Annotated in this window: 16 protein-coding genes; 4 read left to right on the forward strand and 12 right to left on the reverse strand. The window is 73.1% G+C overall.

Annotated features, from left to right (window positions below; translation table 11 throughout):
- Positions 1-19: 19 nt before the first annotated feature.
- On the forward strand, positions 20-2764 hold the full coding sequence (locus AB0I72_RS06955) for a SpoIIE family protein phosphatase (RefSeq protein WP_358563894.1): 2745 nt from the start codon (positions 20-22) through the stop codon (positions 2762-2764).
- A gap of 64 nt (positions 2765-2828) precedes the next feature.
- Here AB0I72_RS06955 and AB0I72_RS06960 read toward each other — a convergent pair whose 3' ends face one another.
- From AB0I72_RS06960 to AB0I72_RS07000, 9 genes are read right to left on the reverse strand one after another with little or no spacing between them, the layout of a single operon-like run.
- The gene (locus AB0I72_RS06960) at positions 2829-3941 is read right to left on the reverse strand and encodes an NAD(P)-dependent alcohol dehydrogenase (protein ID WP_358563896.1); all 1113 of its coding nucleotides are present in this window, start codon (positions 3939-3941) and stop codon (positions 2829-2831) included.
- Positions 3942-3979: 38 nt separating this feature from the next.
- Positions 3980-5479 (reverse strand): benzaldehyde dehydrogenase, encoded by a 1500-nt coding sequence (locus tag AB0I72_RS06965; protein ID WP_358563898.1) that lies wholly within the window; start codon positions 5477-5479, stop codon positions 3980-3982.
- Between the two features lie 30 nt (positions 5480-5509).
- Entirely contained in the window at positions 5510-6484 is a 975-nt protein-coding gene (locus tag AB0I72_RS06970) for a PDR/VanB family oxidoreductase (protein ID WP_358563900.1), read from the reverse strand.
- A complete protein-coding gene (locus AB0I72_RS06975) occupies positions 6484-7533 on the reverse strand; it encodes an aromatic ring-hydroxylating dioxygenase subunit alpha (protein ID WP_358563902.1) in 1050 nt (349 codons plus the stop codon). Before AB0I72_RS06975 ends, AB0I72_RS06970 begins: the two co-directional genes overlap by 1 nt.
- Positions 7534-7559: 26 nt before the next feature.
- A complete protein-coding gene (locus AB0I72_RS06980) occupies positions 7560-8918 on the reverse strand; it encodes an MFS transporter (RefSeq protein ID WP_358563904.1) in 1359 nt (452 codons plus the stop codon).
- 44 nt (positions 8919-8962) lie between these two features.
- Positions 8963-9418, reverse strand: a complete 456-nt coding sequence (locus AB0I72_RS06985; protein WP_358563906.1) for a MaoC family dehydratase — start codon at positions 9416-9418, stop codon at positions 8963-8965.
- Positions 9419-9453: 35 nt separating this feature from the next.
- Complete coding sequence (locus AB0I72_RS06990) at positions 9454-10971, reverse strand: long-chain fatty acid--CoA ligase (RefSeq protein WP_358563908.1); 1518 nt, start codon at positions 10969-10971, stop codon at positions 9454-9456.
- Positions 10964-11854, reverse strand: coding sequence for an amidohydrolase family protein (locus AB0I72_RS06995; RefSeq protein WP_358563910.1), 891 nt, complete (start codon positions 11852-11854; stop codon positions 10964-10966). Before AB0I72_RS06995 ends, AB0I72_RS06990 begins: the two co-directional genes overlap by 8 nt.
- Positions 11851-12783: an SDR family NAD(P)-dependent oxidoreductase gene (locus AB0I72_RS07000; RefSeq protein WP_358563912.1), complete on the reverse strand. Its 933-nt coding sequence runs from the start codon at positions 12781-12783 to the stop codon at positions 11851-11853. The genes AB0I72_RS06995 and AB0I72_RS07000 overlap by 4 nt, the downstream gene beginning before the upstream one ends.
- Positions 12784-12965: 182 nt before the next feature.
- On the opposite strand from AB0I72_RS07000, the gene AB0I72_RS07005 reads away from it, so the two are divergent.
- Positions 12966-13847, forward strand: coding sequence for a PaaX family transcriptional regulator C-terminal domain-containing protein (locus tag AB0I72_RS07005; RefSeq protein ID WP_358563914.1), 882 nt, complete (start codon positions 12966-12968; stop codon positions 13845-13847).
- A gap of 140 nt (positions 13848-13987) precedes the next feature.
- Here AB0I72_RS07005 and AB0I72_RS07010 read toward each other — a convergent pair whose 3' ends face one another.
- Together AB0I72_RS07010 and AB0I72_RS07015 are read right to left on the reverse strand one after the other, a co-directional pair.
- On the reverse strand, positions 13988-15628 hold the full coding sequence (locus tag AB0I72_RS07010; protein WP_358563916.1) for an amidohydrolase family protein: 1641 nt from the start codon (positions 15626-15628) through the stop codon (positions 13988-13990).
- A gap of 21 nt (positions 15629-15649) precedes the next feature.
- Positions 15650-17137, reverse strand: coding sequence for an APC family permease (locus AB0I72_RS07015; RefSeq protein WP_358563917.1), 1488 nt, complete (start codon positions 17135-17137; stop codon positions 15650-15652).
- Between the two features lie 119 nt (positions 17138-17256).
- Between AB0I72_RS07015 and AB0I72_RS07020 the strand changes: the two genes are divergently transcribed.
- Positions 17257-17970: a TetR/AcrR family transcriptional regulator gene (locus tag AB0I72_RS07020; protein ID WP_358563919.1), complete on the forward strand. Its 714-nt coding sequence runs from the start codon at positions 17257-17259 to the stop codon at positions 17968-17970.
- Between the two features lie 198 nt (positions 17971-18168).
- Positions 18169-18321, forward strand: a complete 153-nt coding sequence (locus AB0I72_RS07025) for a hypothetical protein (RefSeq protein ID WP_358563921.1) — start codon at positions 18169-18171, stop codon at positions 18319-18321.
- A 250-nt stretch (positions 18322-18571) separates the two neighbouring features.
- Here AB0I72_RS07025 and AB0I72_RS07030 read toward each other — a convergent pair whose 3' ends face one another.
- Positions 18572-18865 carry a SelT/SelW/SelH family protein gene (locus tag AB0I72_RS07030; RefSeq protein ID WP_358563922.1) on the reverse strand — a complete coding sequence of 98 codons (294 nt, stop codon included), beginning with the start codon at positions 18863-18865 and terminating at the stop codon, positions 18572-18574.
- Between the last annotated feature and the right edge of the window lie 19 nt (positions 18866-18884).

The following is an 18884-nucleotide window of genomic DNA, read 5'->3' on the forward strand; positions in this document are numbered from 1 at the left end:
CCTGTAGAGGCGATACGTCATGCCGCAGTCCTATCCGCGCTTCCTGTGGGTCCGGCGCGACGGGAGTCCCCGGTTCGCGGTGAGCGCGCGCAGCGTCGCCGGTCAGATGTTCGTCCTCCAGGTGCTGGTCGTGGTGGTGCTGGTCGCCATGGGGGCGGCGGCCCTGGTGCTGCAGAGCCGGTACGACAGCGAGCGGGGGGCGAGCGCCCGGTCGCTGGCCGTCGCCGAGACCTTCGCGCAGGCGCCGGGGATGCAGGAGGCACTGGCGTCCGACGATCCGTCGGCGGTGCTGCAGCCGCGCGCCGAGGAGGCCCGGGAGGGGTCGGACGTCGACTTCATCGTGGTGATGACCCCTGAGGGCACCCGCTACACCCACCCGAACCCCGAACGCATCGGGCAGACCTTCATCGGCACCATCGAACCGGCCGCCGCCGGAGGGATCGTCACCGAGACGTACACCGGCACCCTCGGCCCCTCCGTGCGCGCCGTGGTCCCCGTCACCGCGGAGGACGGCGAGGTCGTGGGCCTGGTGGCCGCCGGCGTCACCCTGGAGAGGATCGGCGCGACCGCCGGGAAGCAGTTGCCCCTCCTGCTCGGCGGCGCGGTGGTCGCGCTCGTCCTCGCCACGGGCGGGGCGGCGCTGATCGGCCGTCGGCTGCGGCACCAGACGCACGGGCTGGGGCCGACCGAGATGACCAGGATGTACGAGCACCATGACGCGGTCCTGCACTCCGTCAAGGAGGGCGTCCTGATCACCGACGGGGACGGTCGCCTGGTGCTCTCCAACGACGAGGCGGACCGGTTGCTCGGACTGCCTCCGGAGGCCACCGGCCGACCCGTCGACGAACTCGGCCTTCCCGCGTCCATCGCCGCGCTGCTGATCTCCGGACGCGTCGCCACCGACGAGGTGCACCCCGCCGGAGATCTGCTGCTGGCCGTCAACCAGCGGACCACGGAGCTGCGGGGAGCGCCGCGGGGAAGCGTCATGACGCTCAGGGACACCACGGAGCTGCGCGTGCTGTCCGAAAGGGCCGAACTCGCCAGGAAGCGCCTCAAGCTGCTGTACGACGCCGGAGCGGGCATCGGCACCACACTGGATGTGGCGCGGACCGCCGAGGAGCTGGCCCGGGTGGCCGTCCCCCGCTTCGCCGACTTCATCGCCGTCGACCTGGCGGATCCCGTGCTGCGAGGCGAGGAACCCGGTCCCGACCGTGCCGTCGTGCGCCGGATCGCCCTGCGCGGTGTCCGGGACGACCCGCCGCTCTACCAGGTGGGGGAGCTGATCGAGTTCGTGCCGTCCAGTCCGCAGGCGAGGGGGCTCGGCAGCGAGCAAGCCGTGCTGGTGCCCGACCTGACGGACGCCCCCGCGTGGCGGGCCCAGGATCCCGAACGCGCCGAGAAGATCATCGAGTACGGGATCCACTCGCTCATCGCGGTCCCGCTGCGTGCCCGGGGGACCGTGCTCGGAACGGCCACCTTCCTCCGTTCGGAGAAGCCCGCCCCCTTCGACGAGGACGACCTGTCCCTCTCGGCGGAGCTGGCGGCCCGCGCGGCGATCTGCATCGACAACGCCCGCCGCTACACCCGCGAACACACCATGGCGGTGACGCTGCAACGCAGTCTGCTCCCACGGGAGCTGCCCGAACAGAACGCCTTCGAGGTCGCCCACCGCTACCTGCCCGCGCACGCCGGAGGGGCGGGCGGGGACTGGTTCGACGTCATCCCGTTGTCCGGCGCGCGCGTGGCGCTGGTCGTCGGCGACGTCGTCGGCCATGGCATGCACGCCGCCGCCACGATGGGCCGTCTGCGCACCGCCGTCCACAACTTCTCAAGCCTGGACCTGCCGCCGGACGAGCTCCTGGCGCGCCTCGACGAGCTGGTCATCCGCATCGATCTGGAGGAGTCCGCCGCGCCCGACAGGGTCTCCGACCGCACCGTCGCCGACGGGCTGATCGGAGCCACCTGTCTGTACGCCGTCTACGACCCGACCTCCGGGCGCTGTGTCCTGGCGCGCGCCGGCCACCCCCTGCCCGCACTGGTCGACCCCGACGGCACCGTGACCTTCCCCGAGTTGCCCGCCGGGCCGCCCCTGGGCCTGGGCGGCCTGCCCTTCGAAGCCGATGAGCTGCTGCTGCCGGAGGGCAGCCAACTGGTCCTGTACACCGACGGGCTGCTGGAGGACCGCGACCGGGACATCGGCTCAGGCCTCAACCGGCTGCGCCGGACGCTGGCCGCCGCACCCGGCCGGACACCGGACGAGACCTGTCGGGAGGTGTTCGGCTCGCTGTTGACCGACCGGCCGGAGGACGATGTCGCCCTGCTCATCGCCCGCACCCGCAGGCTGCCCCCGGACCGGGTCGCCGAATGGGACGTGCCCGTGGACCCCGCGGCCGTCGCCCCCGTCCGCGCCTCCGTCGCACGGCAGCTGACCGCCTGGGAGCTGGACGACAGTGCGTTCGTCACCGAACTGATCCTCAGTGAGCTGGTCACCAACGCCATCCGCTACGGCCGCGGCCCGATCCGGGTTCGCCTGCTCTACGACCGCTCCCTGATCTGCGAGGTCTCCGACGCCGCGAGCACCGCCCCGCACCTGCGTTACGCGGCCAGCACGGACGAGGGCGGCCGCGGCCTGTTCCTGGTCGCGCAGCTCGCCGAACGCTGGGGCACCCGCTACACCGCCGAAGGCAAGGTCATCTGGGCCGAACAGTCCCCGAACGGCCGACAGGACCAGCTCGTCGGCGCGGGCGACCTGGACCTGTTCTGAGTTCGGTTCGGGCGCCGAGGGGCTTCCGGGACGCGACCCCGGAAAGCCCCTCGGCGCCGCGCGGTCAGCCGCGGAAGCGCAGCACCGGTTTGAGCACGCGGCCCGCCTCGGCGTCGGCCGCCGCCTCGTTGATCCGCTCCGGCGGGTAGGTCCGCACCATGCGGTCGAACGGCAGGCGGCCCTGGCGGTGCAGCTCGACCAGACGCGGGACGAACGTGTCGAGGTCGCTGTCGCCCTCGATCACCCCGCGCACGGTGCGGCCCTGGAGGAGGTCGTTGACGTCCAACGCCACCTCGCTGCCCATCGGCGGGGCGCCGACCACGGCCACACTCCCGGCGACCGCGAGCGCGTCCACGGCCTGGCGCAACACCGCCGGCACCCCGCTGGACTCCACCGCGGCATCGGCCCCGCCCCCGGTGAGCTCGGTGATCCGGGCCACCGGGTCGTCCTCGGCGGCGTTGACCGTGTGGGTGGCGCCCAGCTCCCGGGCCAGTTCCAGCCGGGAGGGCACGACGTCGACCGCCACGATCGGGTGGGCGCCGGTCAGCGCGGCGGCCATCACGGCGGACAGTCCCACCGCACCCGCCCCGAACACCGCCACGCTCTGTCCCTTCTCAGGTCGGAGCACGTTGAGGACCGTCCCCGCCCCCGTCTGCACACCGCAGCCCACGGGCGCCAGAGCGGCCAGTTCGTCCTCGTCGCGGACGCGCACGGGAACGACGCCGCGCTGGTCCACCACGGCCCGGTACGCGAACGACGACTGTCCGAAGAACCGGCCGCCGACCGGCTCGCCGTCGGCCCCCGTGATGGGCGTGGTCCCGTCGGGACGCCGCCCGGAGAAGTTGCGCGGCAGGAACGCGGCGCAGTAGGCGGGGTGTCCGGCGGCGCAGTTCGCGCACCCTCCACACGAGCTGAACGACAGCAGGACGGTGTCGCCCGGTTTGGCGCGGGTGACGTCCGCGCCCACGGCCTCCACGACCCCGGCGCCCTCGTGCCCGAGGACGGCGGGGAGCGGGACCGGCAGACCGCCGTCCCGGGAGGTCAGATCCGTGTGGCAGATGCCCGCGGCCACGACGCGGACCAGGACCTCGTCGGGACGGGGGTCGTCCAGGCTGACCTCCGCCCAGCCGAAGTCACCGGTGCCGGGCCGGGCCACGGCCGCCCGTGTGGTCACCATGAGGGCTCCTTTCATGTGCGTTGGAGGGGAAGGGAGAGTCAGAAGGGGTAGACGGCGGCCCGGGTGCGGACGGTGATCCAGCGGGTCTCGGTGAACGACTCGATGTTGGCGGCGGGTCCGCCGACCCGGCCGAACCCGGAGTTCCCGACGCCGCCGAACGGGGAGACCGCCTCGTCGTTGACGGTCTGGTCGTTGATGTGCGCCATTCCCGAGGGGATGCGTTCGGCCAGGGCCATCCCCTTGCCCACATCGGAGGTGGTGATGCCCAGGCTCAGCCCGTACTCGCTGTCGGCGGCCAGCTCGGCGGCCTCGTCCAGCGTGTCGAAGGCCAGCACCGGGGCGACCGGGCCGAACACCTCCTGCGCGTAGGCGGGCATGTCCCGGGTGACGTCGGCGAGCACGGTCGGCCGGTAGAACAGCCCCTCGTGGGTGCCGCCCGCGGCCAGTCGGGCGCCCGCCTTCACCGTGGCGGTGACCAGCTCGTGCACCCGCTCCACCTGGCGGGCGTCGATGATCGGGCCCAGCGCGACCTCTCCCGTGGCCGGGTCGCCGACCGGCAGCGCCTCCGCCTTGGCGGCGAGCCGCTCGACGTACTCCCCGGCCAGGCTGGAGTGCACCAGGTGGCGCCCCGAGGCCATGCAGATCTGTCCCGAGTGCAGGAACGAACCCCACGCGCCCAGCCCGACGGCGGCGTCCAGGTCGGCGTCGTCGAGCACGATGAACGCCGAGTTCCCGCCCAGCTCCAGGTGGGCCCGCTTGAGGTGGCGGGCGGCGAGCTCGCCCACGGCGCGGCCCGCCGCGGTGGACCCGGTGAAGGAGATGACCCGGACCCGCGGATCGGTCACCAGCGCCTGCCCGGTGTCGGCGCCGCCGGGCAGCACGTGCAGCAGGCCTTCGGGCAGTCCGGCCTCCTCGAAGATCCGCGCGATCGCCGCACCCGCGCTCACGGAGGTGCGCGGGTCGGGCTTGAGGACCACCGCGTTTCCCAGGGCGAGAGCGGGGGCGATCGAGCGCATCGCCAGGATCAGCGGGAAGTTGAACGGCGCGATCACACCGACCACGCCGACGGGCACCCGCCGGGTCAGGGACAGCCGGTCCTGGTCGGTGGGCAGCAGCTCGCCCAGGGGCGCCGAGGCCAGCGCGGCCGCCTCCTCGCACTCACGGACCGAGACGGACACCTCGATGGCCGCCTTGGCCGGGATCGACCCGGATTCGCGGATCAGCCAGTCCTGGACCTGACTGGCGTGGCTCTCCAGGACGTCCCCGGCGCGGCGCAGTACCCGGGCCCGTTCGCGGTGGGGCAGGGCGGCCCAGTCGCGCTGGGCCCTGGCCGCGCGCTCGGTGGCCTCGGCCACGTCGGCGGGTGAGGCGACGCCGACGCGGCCGAGTTCGGCCCCGGTCGCGGGCTCGGTGACGGGCGCGTCGGCGGCGGCGTCGCGCCAGCCGTCACTGAAGATCCGCCCGGTCCAGAGCTCGGGGTCGAGCAGGTCGGGGGTGTCGGTGGTCTCGGGAGTGCCGGTCGTCGGTCGCTGGGTCATGCCGGGTCCTTTGGTCGGTGGTGTCGGTGGTCAGGGGACGTCGATGGACAGGTGCCCGCCGACCGCGCGGGACACACAGGTGCACAGGGTTCCTCCGTCGGCCTTCTGGCGGTCGCTGAGGAACACGTCGCGGTGGTCGACCGGTCCGGTCGAGGAGAGCACCTTCACCTCGCACAGGCCGCACTCCCCCCGGAGGCAGTCGAACATCATGTCGGCGCCCGCCGCGCGCAGGGCGTCCAGCAGCGAGCTGGTGCGCGGGACGTCCGTGCTGATGCTCAGTCGGGGGATCTCGACCGTGAACGTCTCGGAGGGATGGTGCCCCACGCCGCCGAAGGTCTCGTGGCGCAGCGCGGCGGCGGGACGTCCGGCGTCGCGCCAGTGCCGTCGGAGTTCGTCGACCATGCGCATCGGTCCGCACACGTACGCCTCCGTGCCCTCCGGCTCGGCGCGCGCCAGCTCAGCCAGGTCGAGTCGGCCTCCCTCCTCGGAGACGGCGCAGGTGACGCGGTCGGGGTGGTCGGCGAGCAGGGCGTCGAGGAAGGGCATGCGCTCGCGGGATCGGCCGGCGTAGACCACGCGATAGTCCGCTCCGGAGCCGCGCAGGGTGCGCGCCATGCCGATGATCGGGGTGATACCGATCCCGCCCGCCACCAGCAGGTAGCGCTCCCGTCCGGGCAGCAGGTCGAAGCCGCGGAGCGGCTCGGACACGGTGAGGGCGTCGCCGGGCCGCAGCCCGTGCATGTAGCGGGAACCGCCCCGGCTGTCGGGGTCCAGTCGCACGGCCACCGCCAGCATCCCCCGGTCGCGGCCGTCGTCCACGAGGGTGTAGGAGCGGGTCTCGGGGCGGCCGTCGATGTGCACGGTGACGTCGATGTGGCTGCCCGGCGGGGGAACGATCGGTCCGAGGTCCCCGGGGTCGAGGACGATTCGGCGCACCTCGGGGGTGAGGGGGTCGGTGTCGCGGACACGCGTGTGGATCCACCGCGTCCTCCGTCGCCCGGCCATCAGAGTCCCGCCTCGGCGGCGACCATGCGGTCGAGCAGGCGGCGCACCCACATGCCGCCCGCGTCGATGTTGAGATTGTAGAAGTCGTAGTCGGGGTTGGCCTCGATCGCCCGCTGCTGGGCGTTGAGCATGGTCTCGTCCTCGAAGAAGACCCCCGACACCCCCTCGCGCAACTGGGTGGTGACGCGCTGGTCGCCCAGCTGGTAGTCGCGGGCGAAGGCCCAGAAGTAGTGGGAGGCGCGCTCGGTCTCGGGGGTGATGGTGTTGAGGACGTAGCCGTTGACTCCCTGACCGCGGTCGCCCTCGGGGGCGCCGGTCCCGGCCTTGGCCACCCCGACGTCGATGCAGATCGTCGAGGGCCTCTCGAAGCGGATGATCTGCCAGCGGTCCACCGGTCCGGAGTAGTCGGGGAAGCGTTCGGCCAGCTGGGCGGCCCAGAACGGCGGCGCCTGGATCCCGTGCATCCACCGGCTGACGGTGACGGTGGTGTCGGTGTGGGTGACCTCGAAGGGCACCTCGTTGAGCTCGGCGTTACCGATGCTGCCGCCGTGCAGGAACGTCTCGTGGGTCAGGTCCATCAGGTTGTCGAGGACGAGCCGGTAGTCGCACTCGGTGCGGATGGTCGTGCCGTCGCCGGCCCAGGCGGGGTCGTCGTTCCAGTGCATGTCGGGGACGAGGTCGGGGTCGGCCAGGGCGGGCTCGCCGGGCCAGATCCACACGTAGCGGTGGCGCTCGACCACGGGGTGGGACCGCACGCAGGCGCTCGGGTTGATGGTCTCCTGTGCGGGCATGTGGGTGGCGCGCCCGTCGGAGTCGTAGCGGATCCCGTGGTAGCCGCACTGGATCTCGTCCCCGACCAGCTGCCCCATGGACAGCGGGACCAGACGGTGCCAACAGGCGTCGGCCAGCGCGGTGACGCGGCCGTCGGCGCGCCGGTAGAGGACGACCGGGGAGTCGCACACGGTGCGGGCCAGCAGCGTGCGACCGACCTCGTGGTCCCAGGCGATGGCGTACCAGGCGTTGAGCGGGTAGGTGCGCGTCTCCTTCATGGGAGGCCTCCGGTTGGTCGTTCGGATCAGCGGGCGTCGATGTCGGTGAGGTCGCGGCGGCCGGTCTCCCCGGTGAACCAGATGGCGACGGCGCTGGCCAGACCGGCGGCCACGAGCATCCAGGAGACGCCGTGCGTGGCGGTGCCGCCGCCCGACGCGGTGAGGAGCGAGGCCGCGACCAGCGGGCTGAGCCCAGCCCCCAGCACGGTCGCCGTCTGGTAGCTCACCGACGCGCCGGTGTAGCGCAGGTGGGTGTCGAACATCTCGGCGAGCAGGGCGGCCATCGGCGCGTACATGGCGGTGAGCGCCACGGCGTGCGCGAGCACCACCCCCGCGATCAGCCCGGCCACAGCACCGGTGTTCACCAGCCAGAACGCTGGGAAGGCGGTGACCGCCACGGCCAGCGCGCCACCGAGGTAGACGGGCCTGCGGCCGACCCGGTCCGACAGCCTCGCGTAGAGCGGGGTGAGGGCGATGGCCAGGGTGGAGGAGACGACGACGGCGGTCAGCGCGGCCGACCGGCCGTGGCCGATGCCGATGGCGTAGGAGATGACGAAGGCCGTGAAGACACCCTGGGCCGCGAACGGCGCGATTCCGGCCACCACGGCCAGCACCAGGTTCCTGGGCCGGGTGAGCAGGACCTCCACGAACGGGAGGCGGCCGCGCGGGCGTTCGACGGGCGCGGGTGCGGCCTGCGCGAACACGGGGCTCTCGCTGATCCGCAGCCGGACGAACAGGCCGACGCCGATCAGCGCCACGCTGGCCAGGAACGGGACGCGCCAGCCCCAGGCCAGGAACTGTTCGTCGGGCAGCAGTCCGGCCAGGGTCAGGGCCAGGGTGGCCAGCACCGCCCCGGTGGGGGCGCCCATCTGGGTGACGCCGCCCCACACGCCGCGACTGCCCGGCGCCGCGTGTTCGACGGTCATCAGGGCGGCCCCGCCCCACTCGCCGCCGACCGCGACGCCCTGGACGAGCCGCAGCGCCACCAGGATCACCGGCGCGGCCAGGCCGATGTGCTCGTAGGTGGGCAGCAGGCCGATGAGGGTGCTGGCCACGCCCATGAGGATCATCGTGGTGAGCAGCATCCGCTTGCGGCCGAGCCGGTCGCCGAAGTGGCCGAAGACGATCCCGCCGAGCGGGCGGGCGACGTACCCGGCGGCCAGGGTGCCGAAGGAGGCGATGACGCCGACGAGCGGGTCGAGGTCGGGAAAGAACAGCGGTCCGAACACCAGCGCGGCGGCGGTGCCGTAGAGGAGGAAGTCGTACATCTCCACGGTGGTGCCGATGTAGCTGGACAGGGCGACGCGGCGGATCTCGCGCGGGTCGACCCGGGTGCCGGACCGGGGGTCTGGGGCCGGGGCCGCAGGAGTGGCGGAGGAGGTCATGGGGGATGGTGTCCTCTCGGTGGTGGCGCCGGGGCGCCCGGGCGTCAGGCGTAGTAGCGGTAGACGGCTTGCAGGACGCAGGCGGGCTTGTCGGCGCCCTCGATCTCGACGGCCCCGTCGACGGTGGCCTGGACACCGCCCCGGACGTCGGTGACCTCGGTCAGCCGCGCGGCCAGCCGCACGCGCGAGTCCACCGGCACGGGGGAGGGGAAGCGGACCTTGTTGAGGCCGTAGTTGACGGCCATGTCGATGCCCTTCATCTCCAGGACCTCGCCGAACATCGGGATGACGAGGGAGAGCGTGAGGTAGCCGTGCGCGATGGCGCCGCCGAAGGGGCCGTCCTTGGCCCGGTCGGGGTCGGTGTGGATCCACTGGTGGTCGTCGGTGGCGTCGGCGAAGGTGTCGACACGCCGCTGGTCGACGGTGCGCCAGGGGCTGTGGCCCAGGTCCGCGCCCGCGGCGGCGCGTAGTTCGTCGAGTCCGGTGACGGTGATCGGCATGGTGCGGTGTCCTTCGGGGTCGTGGTGGCGGGTGGTCAGGTGGCGCCGTGCTGTCGGCGCAGGTCGGCCTTGCGGAGCTTGCCGGTGGCGTTGCGGGGGAGTTCGTCGGTGAACACCACGGACCGCGGCACCTTGTAGCGGGCCAGACGGCCCTCGAAGTGGGCCAGGACGTCCTTCTCGGTGGGGTTGCTCCCGGGGCGGGGGACGACGACGGCGCGGCCGACCTCGCCCCACCGCTCGTCGGGGACCCCGATGACCGCGCATTCGAGCACGTCGGGATGCTCGTGCAGGACGTTCTCGACCTCGGCGGGGTAGATGTTCTCCCCGCCCGAGATGATCATGTCCTTGGCGCGGTCCACGATGTACACGAAACCCTCGGCGTCCGCCGTGGCGACGTCGCCGGTGCGGAACCAGCCGTCGGCGGTGTGGGCGCGGGCGGTGTCGTCGGGTCGTCCCCAGTAGCCGCGCATCACGTTGGGTCCCTGGACGACGATCTCGCCCGGTTCGCCGGGGGAGGCGTCGGTCAGGTCGGGGCGGACGATCCGCACGTCGGTGAAGACGCTCGGCCGCCCCGCGCTCCCGGCCTTGCGGACGCTGTCGGCGGCGCCGAGGACGAGCACGCCGGGCGCGGTCTCGGTCATGCCGTAGCCCTGGAGGAAGGTGAGCCCCCGCTCCTGGTAGGCGGCGATGGTGGACCCGGGGACGGGGGCGCCGCCCACCATCAGCACGCGGAGCGAGGACAGGTCGGCGTCGGCCCAGCCGGGGTGCGCGGCCAGGGCGTTGAACATGGCGGGCACGCCGAACATCCAGCTGATCCGCCGGGTGGCGAACAGTTCGATGACGCGCGCCGGGTCGAAGCCCGGCTCGACGACCACGCGGCCGCCCTTGAGCAGGGTGGGCAGGCAGGTCATGTTGAGCGCCGCGGTGTGGAACATGGGCGCGCTGACCAGGGTGACCTCGTCGGCGGTGACGTCCACGTCGATGAGGACGTTGACGCAGTTCCAGGTGATGTTGCCGTGGGTGAGTTCGGCGCCCTTGGGCTGCCCGGTGGTTCCGGACGTGTACATGATCATGCAGGTGTCGTCGAGGCCGACCGGCTCGTCCACGGCGACGGGCACGGCGGCGGCGATCAGCGTCTCGTAACCGTCGGGGGCGTCCTCGTCCACCGGGACCAGGACGCGCAGACCCGTCCCGTCGCGCAGTTCCCCCGCGGCCTGGGACTGCTCGGCGCCGTGCACCAGGACGCGCGAACCCGAGTCGTCGATCATGTACGCCAGCTCGGGGGCGGCCAGGCGGGTGTTGAGCGGCACGAACACCGCGCCCAGCCGCGCGGTCGCGAGCAGGGTCTCCAGCAGGGCCGGGTGGTTGGCGCCCAGGTAGGCGACGCGGTCGCCGCGCCGCACGCCCCGGCCGCGCAGCGCCGCGGCCAGTCGGGTGACGCGCTCGTGCAGCTCGGCGTAGGTGAACGACCGCTCCCCGTGGACGATCGCGGTGCGCTCGGGTGAGGAGCGCGCCCGCCGCGCGGTCCAGGAGCCGATCCCCTCGTCACGCATCGCCGCCTCCCTCCAGGCCCAGCAGCCGGGCCGCGTTGTGCTTGAGGATTTTGGGCCGTACCTCGGGCTTGATGTCCAGGCGCTCGAAGTCGGCCAGCCAGCGGTCGGGGGACAGGACGGGGTGGTCGGAGCCGAACAGCACCCGGTCCTGGAGCAGGGAGTTGGCGTAGCGGACCAGCTGGGGCGGGAAGTACGTGGGCGACCACCCGGACAGGTCGATGTACACCTGGGGCTTGTGCACGGCGACCGACAGCGCCTCGTCCTGCCAGGGGAAGGACGGATGGGCCATGATGATCGGCATGCCGGGGAAGTCGGCGGCCACGTCGTCCACGTACAGCGGGTTGGAGTACTTCAGGCGGATGCCGCCCCCGCCCGGGGCGCCCGCGCCGATGCCGGTCTGGCCGGTGTGGAACAGCGCGATGGCGCCCAGCTCCTCCAGGGCCTCGTACAGCACGTAGGCGGAGCGGTCGTTGGGGAAGAACTCCTGGAGGCTGGGGTGGAACTTGAAGCCGCGGACGCCGTACTCGGTGACCAGTCTGCGCGCCTGCCGCGCGCCCAGGCGGCCCTTGGCCGGGTCGATGCTGGCGAAGGGGATGAGCACGTCCGGGTGGTCGGCGGCGGCCTGGGCCACCTCCTCGTTGGGGACGGCGGGCAGGCCGGTGGTGGACTCGGTGTCGACGGGGAAGACGACGGCCGCCATGCGGCGCTCGCGGTAGTAGGCGGCGATCTCGGGCAGCGTCGGCTTGCGGTGGGCGGCGTCGGTCCCGAAGTAGGCGCTGGAGGCGTCGTGCAGGGAGTCGTCCAGGGACTGGTGGCCCTTGGCGGAGATCTCGGCGTGGGTGTGGACGTCGATCGCGGTGATGCTGTCGAGGTCGATGTTCATCGGGTTCCCTCCTCCGGGGCGGCCGGGGCCGGGATGCCGACGCTCTCGGGAACGCGGCCGAGCGTGGCGGGCCAGGCGGCGGCGATCTCTCCGGCGCTCCAGCCGCCGTCGGTGAGCGCGACGACCGTCTCGGCCGGGTGCGACCACAGGGAGAGGCGGTCGCCCCCGATCCCGACGCACTGGCCGGTGACCGAGGCGGCGGCGTCGGAGGCCAGGAAGGCGACCAGTCCGGCCGCGTCGTCGGGGGTGCCGAACCCCTCGCCCTTGCGCAGCCAGCCCGGCAGGGGTTCGCCGCGCTCGCGGGCGGCCTCGACGTAGGGCGCGAAGGCGGGAACGGTCTCGGTCATCGCGGTGGCGGCGACGGGGATGACGGCGTTGACGGTGATCCCGGCTCGGGCGCACTCCATCGACCAGGTGCGGACCATGGCGGCGATCCCGGCCTTGGCGGCGGCGTAGTTGGTCTGGCCGAAGTTGCCGCGCTGCCCGGCGGGGGAGCCGACCAGGACGAGCCGTCCTCCCCCGCCGCGTTCGCGCATGTGGGTGACGGCGGCGCGGGCGCAGGTGAAGGTGCCGCGCAGGTGGACGTCGATCACGGTGTCGAAGTCGTCGTCGGTCATCTTCCACAGCACGCGGTCGCGCAGCACGCCGGCGTTGGTGACCAGGACGTCGAGTCGGCCGAACTCCTCCACGGCCCGGTCCACGAGGCGTCGCGCGGTCGAGGCGGGTCCCACCGCCGCCGCCTCGGCGACGGCGGTGCCGCCCTCGGCGGTGATCGTGTCGACGGCCGCCTTGGCCGCCTCGGCGTCGGCGTCGTTGACCACGACCGCCGCGCCCGCGGCCGCCAGGCGTCGGGCGTAGGCCAGGCCGAGTCCGCGTCCGGCCCCGGTGACCAGCGCGCTCTTGCCCGACAGGTCGGTGCTGTCCGCCATGGGGGTCTCCTCGTCGATGTCGGTTCGGTGTCGGTGTCGGGGACGCGGCGGATCGTCGGAGTGAGGGCAGTCACTCGGTCCGCCGTTGGTCTCGAAGTTAGGCATAATTTAGATTGAAGTCAACAACTTGCCCAACTTTTACCGTGGGCGGCGCGGCTACGCTGATGCCGAAGGGAGAGCGCATGACGACTGAGGAGATCGAGGACTTCGAGGCGCCGGACAGGCCGACGGCCGCCGACGAGGGCTCCGGAGCGCGGCTGCGCCCGCAGTCGCTGATGCTGGCCTTCCTCGGCGACTTCGTGCTCGGCCGGGACGTCGGCGTGTTCTCCGGGAGCTTCATCGACGTCCTCGCCCGCGTCGGGGTGTCCGAGCACGCCGCCCGCTCCACACTGAGCCGGATGGCGCGGCGCGGCCACTTCCACCGGGAGCGGCACGGCCGCAGGGTCTACTACGGGCTCACCCGGCGCTGCGCCGAGATCCTCGCCGACGGTGAGCGGCGGATCTGGACGACCGGGGCGGTGAACCAGGACGCGGAGGCGCCGTGGACCCTCCTGGCGTTCTCCCTCCCGGAGGGGCGCCAGCGCGAACGCCACGACCTGCGGACCCGGCTGACCTGGGCGGGGTTCGGGCCGCTCCAGAACGGGCTGTGGATCGCCCCGGCCGAGCTCGACGCGTGCCAGGTCATCGACGGGCTCGGGATCGCCGACAACGTGCGGATCTTCCACGCGCGGCCCGCCGCTCCCACCGAAGTGGACCGGATCATCGCCGACGCCTACGACCTGGACGACCTGGCCGCCCGCTACCGGTGCTTCCTGGACCGGTGGGACACCCCGGACCCGATGCCGGAGGCCCCCGACGACCTGGCCCGACTGCTCCTGCTGATGGCCGACTGGCTCCGGACCATCCGCCGCGACCCGCGCATCCCGCTCGCGCACCTGCCCGACGACTGGCCCGCGGTCCGGGCCCAGAAACTCGTGTACGAGCTGCACGGGACCCACATCGTGCCCGCCCGGGTCGAGGCCGAGCGGATCCTGGACACCGTCCCCATGCCGCCCTCGGACTGAGCGCCGCCGTTCGACGGGGCGGTCGCGGACGCTGGAGCGGCGGCCCCCGTCCGGTCGGCGCGACGGTGCGCGGCACGACGGCGGCCGGGTATGGTCCGGGGCGCTCCCGCCTCCCGTCCGCCGCGGGAGCGCCCCGGGGTCTACGACGCCTCGTACACCAGGTCGCCCCGCACATAGGTCCGGGCCACCCGGGCCTCGTGGATCGCCTCGACCGGGCCCGCGAACGGGTCCCGGTCGAGTACCACCAGGTCCGCCAGGGCGCCCGGCCGGAGGGTCCCGGTGTCGTCGAGACGGTTGACGTACGCCGATCCCGCCGTGTAGGCGGCGATCGCCGTCGCCAGGTCCAGCCGCTGCTCCGGGAGGAACACCGGACCCGACTCCCCCGGAGAGACCCGGTTGACCGCGACGTGGATCCCCGCCAGCGGATCGGCGCTGCTCACCGGCCAGTCGCTGCCCGCCGCCAGGACCGCCCCGGACCGGTGCAGGGACCCGAACGGGTACTGCCACGCGGCCCGCTCGGGGCCCAGGAACGGGATGGTCAGCTCGTCCATCTGCGGCTCGTGCGCCGCCCACAGCGGCTGGATGTTGGCCGTCGCGCCCAGGGCGGCGAAGCGCGGCACGTCGTCGGGGTGGACGACCTGCAGGTGCGCCAGGTGCGGGCGGTTGACCGACGGCCCGTTGGCCTTCCTCGCCGCCTCGACCGCGTCGAGCGCGTCCCGTACGGCACGGTCCCCGAGCGCGTGGAAGTGCGTCTGGAAGCCGAGCCGGTCCAGCTCGGCGACGTGGTCGGGGAGCAGCTCCGGGTCGATGAAGCTCGTGCCCCGGTTGGCCGTGGCGCAGCCGCAGCCGTCCAGGTACGGGTCGAGCATCGCGGCGGTCCCCGTCTCGGCGATCCCGTCGAGCATGAGCTTGACGGAGTCCGCGCGGAACCGCCCGTGGGAGAGGGCGGCGCGCCGCTCGACGAGGTCGGGGATCTGCTCGGCCCCGCGCCCCCGGTCCCACCACAGCGCGCCGACGACCCGCGCGGTGAGCCCGCCCTCGCGTGCGAGCTCCACGTAGGTGGCCGACGGGTCGGGGATCCCGGAGAAGGACCCGACCAGGGCGTCCTGCCAGGCGGTGACGCCCAGGGAGTGCAGGTGCTCCTGTGCCCGCAGCAGCGCGGCGCGCAGATCGGACGGGGTCGGCTCGGGTGTCAGACGGCTGACCAGACCCATCGCCCCCTCCTGGAGGAGGCCCGTCGGCTCACCGTCGGGGTCGCGCTCGATCCGGCCGTCCGGGGGGTCGGGGGTGTGGCGGGTGATGCCCGCGAGTTCCAGCGCCCGGCTGTTGACCCAGGCCCCGTGGTGGTCGCAGTTGGGCAGGTAGACCGGCCGGTCCGGGACCACCGCGTCCAGATCCGACCGGTGCGGCGCGCCGCCCTCGAAGGCCTCCATCGACCAGCCGCCCCCGGTGATCCACGCGCGCTCGGGGTGCGCGGCGGCGTAGGCGGCCACGGCGGCGAGGGTCTGGGCCCTGGTCCCGGTCGCGGTCAGGTCGCACTGGACCATCTCCAGGCCGGCCGCGACGGGGTGCGCGTGCGCGTCCTGGAAGCCGGGCAGCAGGAGTCGGCCGTCGAGGTCGACCACCGTCGTCGACGGCCCGACCAGATCCCCCACGTCCTCGTTCCCGACGGCGGTGATCCGGCCTCCGGTCACGGCGACGCCGGTCGCGCCGCCCGACGGACCCTCGGGGGTCAGCACGGGGCCGTTGGTGAAGACGAGGTCGGCGTGTGGGGAGTTCAATGCGGTGTTCCCTTCGGTCGGTCAGCGGACGGAGGTCAGCTCGGCCTCGTCCGCCGCGGCGGACTCCGAGGCGCGGAGGAAGTAGGGGGAGCGGCGGACGTAGCGGGCCCAGGCGGCGGTGGCGATCCCGGTCGCGACCATGGCGATCGGGATCGACAGCAGGAACCAGCCGTTGTCCGGATCCACCGCGAAGTGGTCCGTCGAGGTGGCGAAGGACCAGCACAGGTAGCCGGTGATCCCGAGGACGACCGACGCGCCCACCAGCGGCAGGACCACCGCGCGCAGACCGGCGCGCGGCGACTCCCGCACCAGGTGCCGGAACCGCACCGCGGCCGCGAGCGCGGTCAGCGCGTAGATCAGCGCGACGAGGATCCCGACCGAGTTGACCGTCGCCATGATCACGTCGGCGAGCCGGGGGATGACCAGGGACAGGACGGCGACGCCCGCCGCGACGGCGCCCAGCGTCAGGGTCCCCGCGGCCGGGGTCCCGAAGCGCGGGCTGACCCGCGACCACAGCGGACCCAGCGTGCGGTCCCGGCTCATCGCGAACATGCCGCGGGCGGTGGGGATCACGCCGGACTGGAGCGAGGCCACGGCGGAGAACATCAGCGCCACCAGGGGCAGCGCGGCCAGCGGCTGGTCGGCGAGGTGACCGGCGAAGACGGCGAGCCCCTCGGGGCCGGTCGCGGTGAGTTCCTCGGCGGACAGCACGCGCTGGAACGCCACGGAGCCGAACAGGAACAGGGCCAGCGTGGAGAACAGCGTGAGCAGTCCGGCCCGCGAGGCGTCCCTCGGGTCGCGGACCTCCTCGCTGACGCTGAACGCCGCCTCGAACCCCCAGTAGCAGAACACCGACAGCAGCAGGCCCTGCGCCAACACCTCGACGGAGGGGAGCGCGAACGGGTTGAACCAGTCGAGAGTGAACGGGTTGGGGCCGACGGCGATCCCGTAGCCGAGGAACCCGAGCAGGACCGCGTACTCGAACACCAGCAGCCCGCCCTGGAGCCGGGCCGCCGCGCGCAGGCCGGTGACCGCGGTCAGCGTGACGCCGACGAGGACGACGACGCCCACCATGACGGACTGCGCCGTCGACCCCGGGTCCAGGACCAGCCCTCCGACGCGGTCGACGCCCGCCATGAGGATCGTCTGGAGGATCGCGGACCCCGTCACGGCCGTCGTGTAGGCGAGGAAGGCCACGGTGGCGACGATCATCGTCCAGCCCGCGAGGAACCCCAGCCAGGGGTTGAGGGAGCGGCCGACCCAGACGTAGGTGTTGCCCGCGTTCGGCTCGACCTTGTTGAGCTGGGTGTAGGCCCCGGCGATGCAGAGGATGGGCAGGAAGCCCAGGAGCATGATCGCGGGCAAGTGGGGGCCGACCACCATGGCCATCGCGGTGAGGCCGATGCCGATGCTCGTGGTGGCCGCCGTGCTGGACGCCGCGATCGCGACGCCGTCCAGGACGCCGATGGACCTGCGCAGGGGTGGAGGGACAGCCGGGGTGGTCGTCATGCCGGGCTCCGTTCGCTGGGGGACCGTCCGGTGAACGGCAATGGAACACGGCGGCCTCTTCACAGGTCAATGCCGTTGTCATAAGCTGCCACCGGCAGAGGCCGACCGAGGGAGGGCCGATGAGCGACCGAGTGGTGCCGCCCGACGCGCGTCGGAGGAGGCGGCCGACCAAACAGGGGGTCGTGCTGTCGGAGGAACTGATCGTCGAGACGGCGTTGCGGCTGGTCAGCGAGCACGGTGCCGACGCCCTGACGGTTCGGCGCCTGGGCCTGGCACTGGGAGCCGACCCCAGCAGCCTCTATCGGTACTTCCGCAATGCCGACGATCTGCTGTTGGCCGTGGCCGACGCGCTGATCGGTCGCGCTCTGCGGGACTGGGCGCCCTCCGGAGACTGGTGCGCCGACCTGCGTGAACTGGGTCGACGGCTGCACGCCGGTGCCCTGGCGCACCCGCAGGCGACCGTGCTGAGCGCGTGCCGCGTCACCGGTCGCGCGCACGAGATCCGGGCGGTCGAGACGGCGCTGGGCCTGTTGCGCGGAGCCGGGTTCCCCGACGCCGAGGCGGTGCGGATCTACCACGCGTTCATCGACCAGGCGCTGGGCTTCGCGGCTCTGGACGCCGCCAACGCCGCCCTGCCCCAGGCCGCGCACGACGCGGAGGAGGAGGCGTGGCGGACGACGTACGGCGGACTGTCGGAGCGGACCCACCCCAACATCGCCGCGACGGTGCCGCTGCTGGCCGCCACCATGCGGGGCAGCGCCTACCCGACGGCGCTGAACATGCTGCTCGCGGCGGCCGAGGCCCGCCTGGCGGTCCACACCCGGCAGGGATGAGCCCCGGAACCGCTATGCACGCGAGGGGGGCTCACCCGGCGGATGGGGCCCCGCGTGGATGTGGACCTGCCCGATGTTCCCGGCCTGGACGACGGTGCCGTGCGCGTCACCGTGGACCGTGTTCACCGTTGCGGGGTGCCCCCGTGGCCCGTGGGGTGGTGCGTCCGGGGCCGAAGCCGACCACCTCCGCTCGGCCCGGTGTCTCAGCTCCTGCACGACCAGGTCAGCGACGCCCGAGGCGACCCTGCAGGCGAACACGCCGACCGCGATCGCCAGGAGGTACAGCAGGAGTGCGGCGGGGCTGAGCGGCGGATTCTGGGCATGCTCGGCGAGGGGCGGTCCCCCGGGTAAGAGGGGCGAGAGCCAGGATCCGGTGAGCCAGTGCCGTGCACCCTTCGGTCGACGGTCGGTACGCGTTCCGTGACACTACACCGCCCGCCCGACACACCGCGAGACCGGGTGGCAGCACCCGGACCCCGGTGGATCGCCGGTCTCACCCGCGTGAGGATCCCGCGACCGAGCCCCGCACGCCCGGTGGGTCTGTGCCCCCCGCCCCGCGTCCGAGGATGCTCCGTCACCGGCCGAGAGCGACCCCCGCGTGTCAGCGCTCCTTCGTGCGCTCGGAGTGCCCCAGCTCGCGGTCGGGGGCGATCCGGTCCCGGATGAGCCGCTTGAGCTCGGCCGCGTCGGTGAAGGCGGCGTCGGTCGTGCGCGACCACACGCTCTCCCCGTCCAGCCGCACCTCGAACACGCCCCCGGTGCCGGGGACGAGCGCGACCTCGCCCAGGTCCCCCTCGAACGTCGTCAGCAGCTCCTGTGCCATCCACGTCGCCCTGGGGAGCCACCGGCACTGCGTGCAGTACTCGATCTCCAGCCGCGGCTGCCTGTCCACCATGTATCCCAGAATGCCACGC

The sequence above is a fragment of the Nocardiopsis sp. NPDC049922 genome (assembly GCF_040660275.1).
GTDB lineage: Bacteria > Actinomycetota > Actinomycetes > Streptosporangiales > Streptosporangiaceae > Nocardiopsis.

Bases quoted from the DNA above. Each gene is read 5' to 3' on its own strand.
- AB0I72_RS06955 (WP_358563894.1), top strand. From the start codon at position 20: ATGCCGCAGTCCTATCCGCGCTTCCTGTGGGTCCGGCGCGACGGGAGT.
- AB0I72_RS06960 (WP_358563896.1), bottom strand. From the start codon at position 3,941: ATGGTGACCACACGGGCGGCCGTGGCCCGGCCCGGCACCGGTGACTTC.
- AB0I72_RS06965 (WP_358563898.1), bottom strand. From the start codon at position 5,479: ATGACCCAGCGACCGACGACCGGCACTCCCGAGACCACCGACACCCCC.
- AB0I72_RS06970 (WP_358563900.1), bottom strand. From the start codon at position 6,484: ATGGCCGGGCGACGGAGGACGCGGTGGATCCACACGCGTGTCCGCGAC.
- AB0I72_RS06975 (WP_358563902.1), bottom strand. From the start codon at position 7,533: ATGAAGGAGACGCGCACCTACCCGCTCAACGCCTGGTACGCCATCGCC.
- AB0I72_RS06980 (WP_358563904.1), bottom strand. From the start codon at position 8,918: ATGACCTCCTCCGCCACTCCTGCGGCCCCGGCCCCAGACCCCCGGTCC.
- AB0I72_RS06985 (WP_358563906.1), bottom strand. From the start codon at position 9,418: ATGCCGATCACCGTCACCGGACTCGACGAACTACGCGCCGCCGCGGGC.
- AB0I72_RS06990 (WP_358563908.1), bottom strand. From the start codon at position 10,971: ATGCGTGACGAGGGGATCGGCTCCTGGACCGCGCGGCGGGCGCGCTCC.
- AB0I72_RS06995 (WP_358563910.1), bottom strand. From the start codon at position 11,854: ATGAACATCGACCTCGACAGCATCACCGCGATCGACGTCCACACCCAC.
- AB0I72_RS07000 (WP_358563912.1), bottom strand. From the start codon at position 12,783: ATGGCGGACAGCACCGACCTGTCGGGCAAGAGCGCGCTGGTCACCGGG.
- AB0I72_RS07005 (WP_358563914.1), top strand. From the start codon at position 12,966: ATGACGACTGAGGAGATCGAGGACTTCGAGGCGCCGGACAGGCCGACG.
- AB0I72_RS07015 (WP_358563917.1), bottom strand. From the start codon at position 17,137: ATGACGACCACCCCGGCTGTCCCTCCACCCCTGCGCAGGTCCATCGGC.
- AB0I72_RS07020 (WP_358563919.1), top strand. From the start codon at position 17,257: ATGAGCGACCGAGTGGTGCCGCCCGACGCGCGTCGGAGGAGGCGGCCG.
- AB0I72_RS07030 (WP_358563922.1), bottom strand. From the start codon at position 18,865: ATGGTGGACAGGCAGCCGCGGCTGGAGATCGAGTACTGCACGCAGTGC.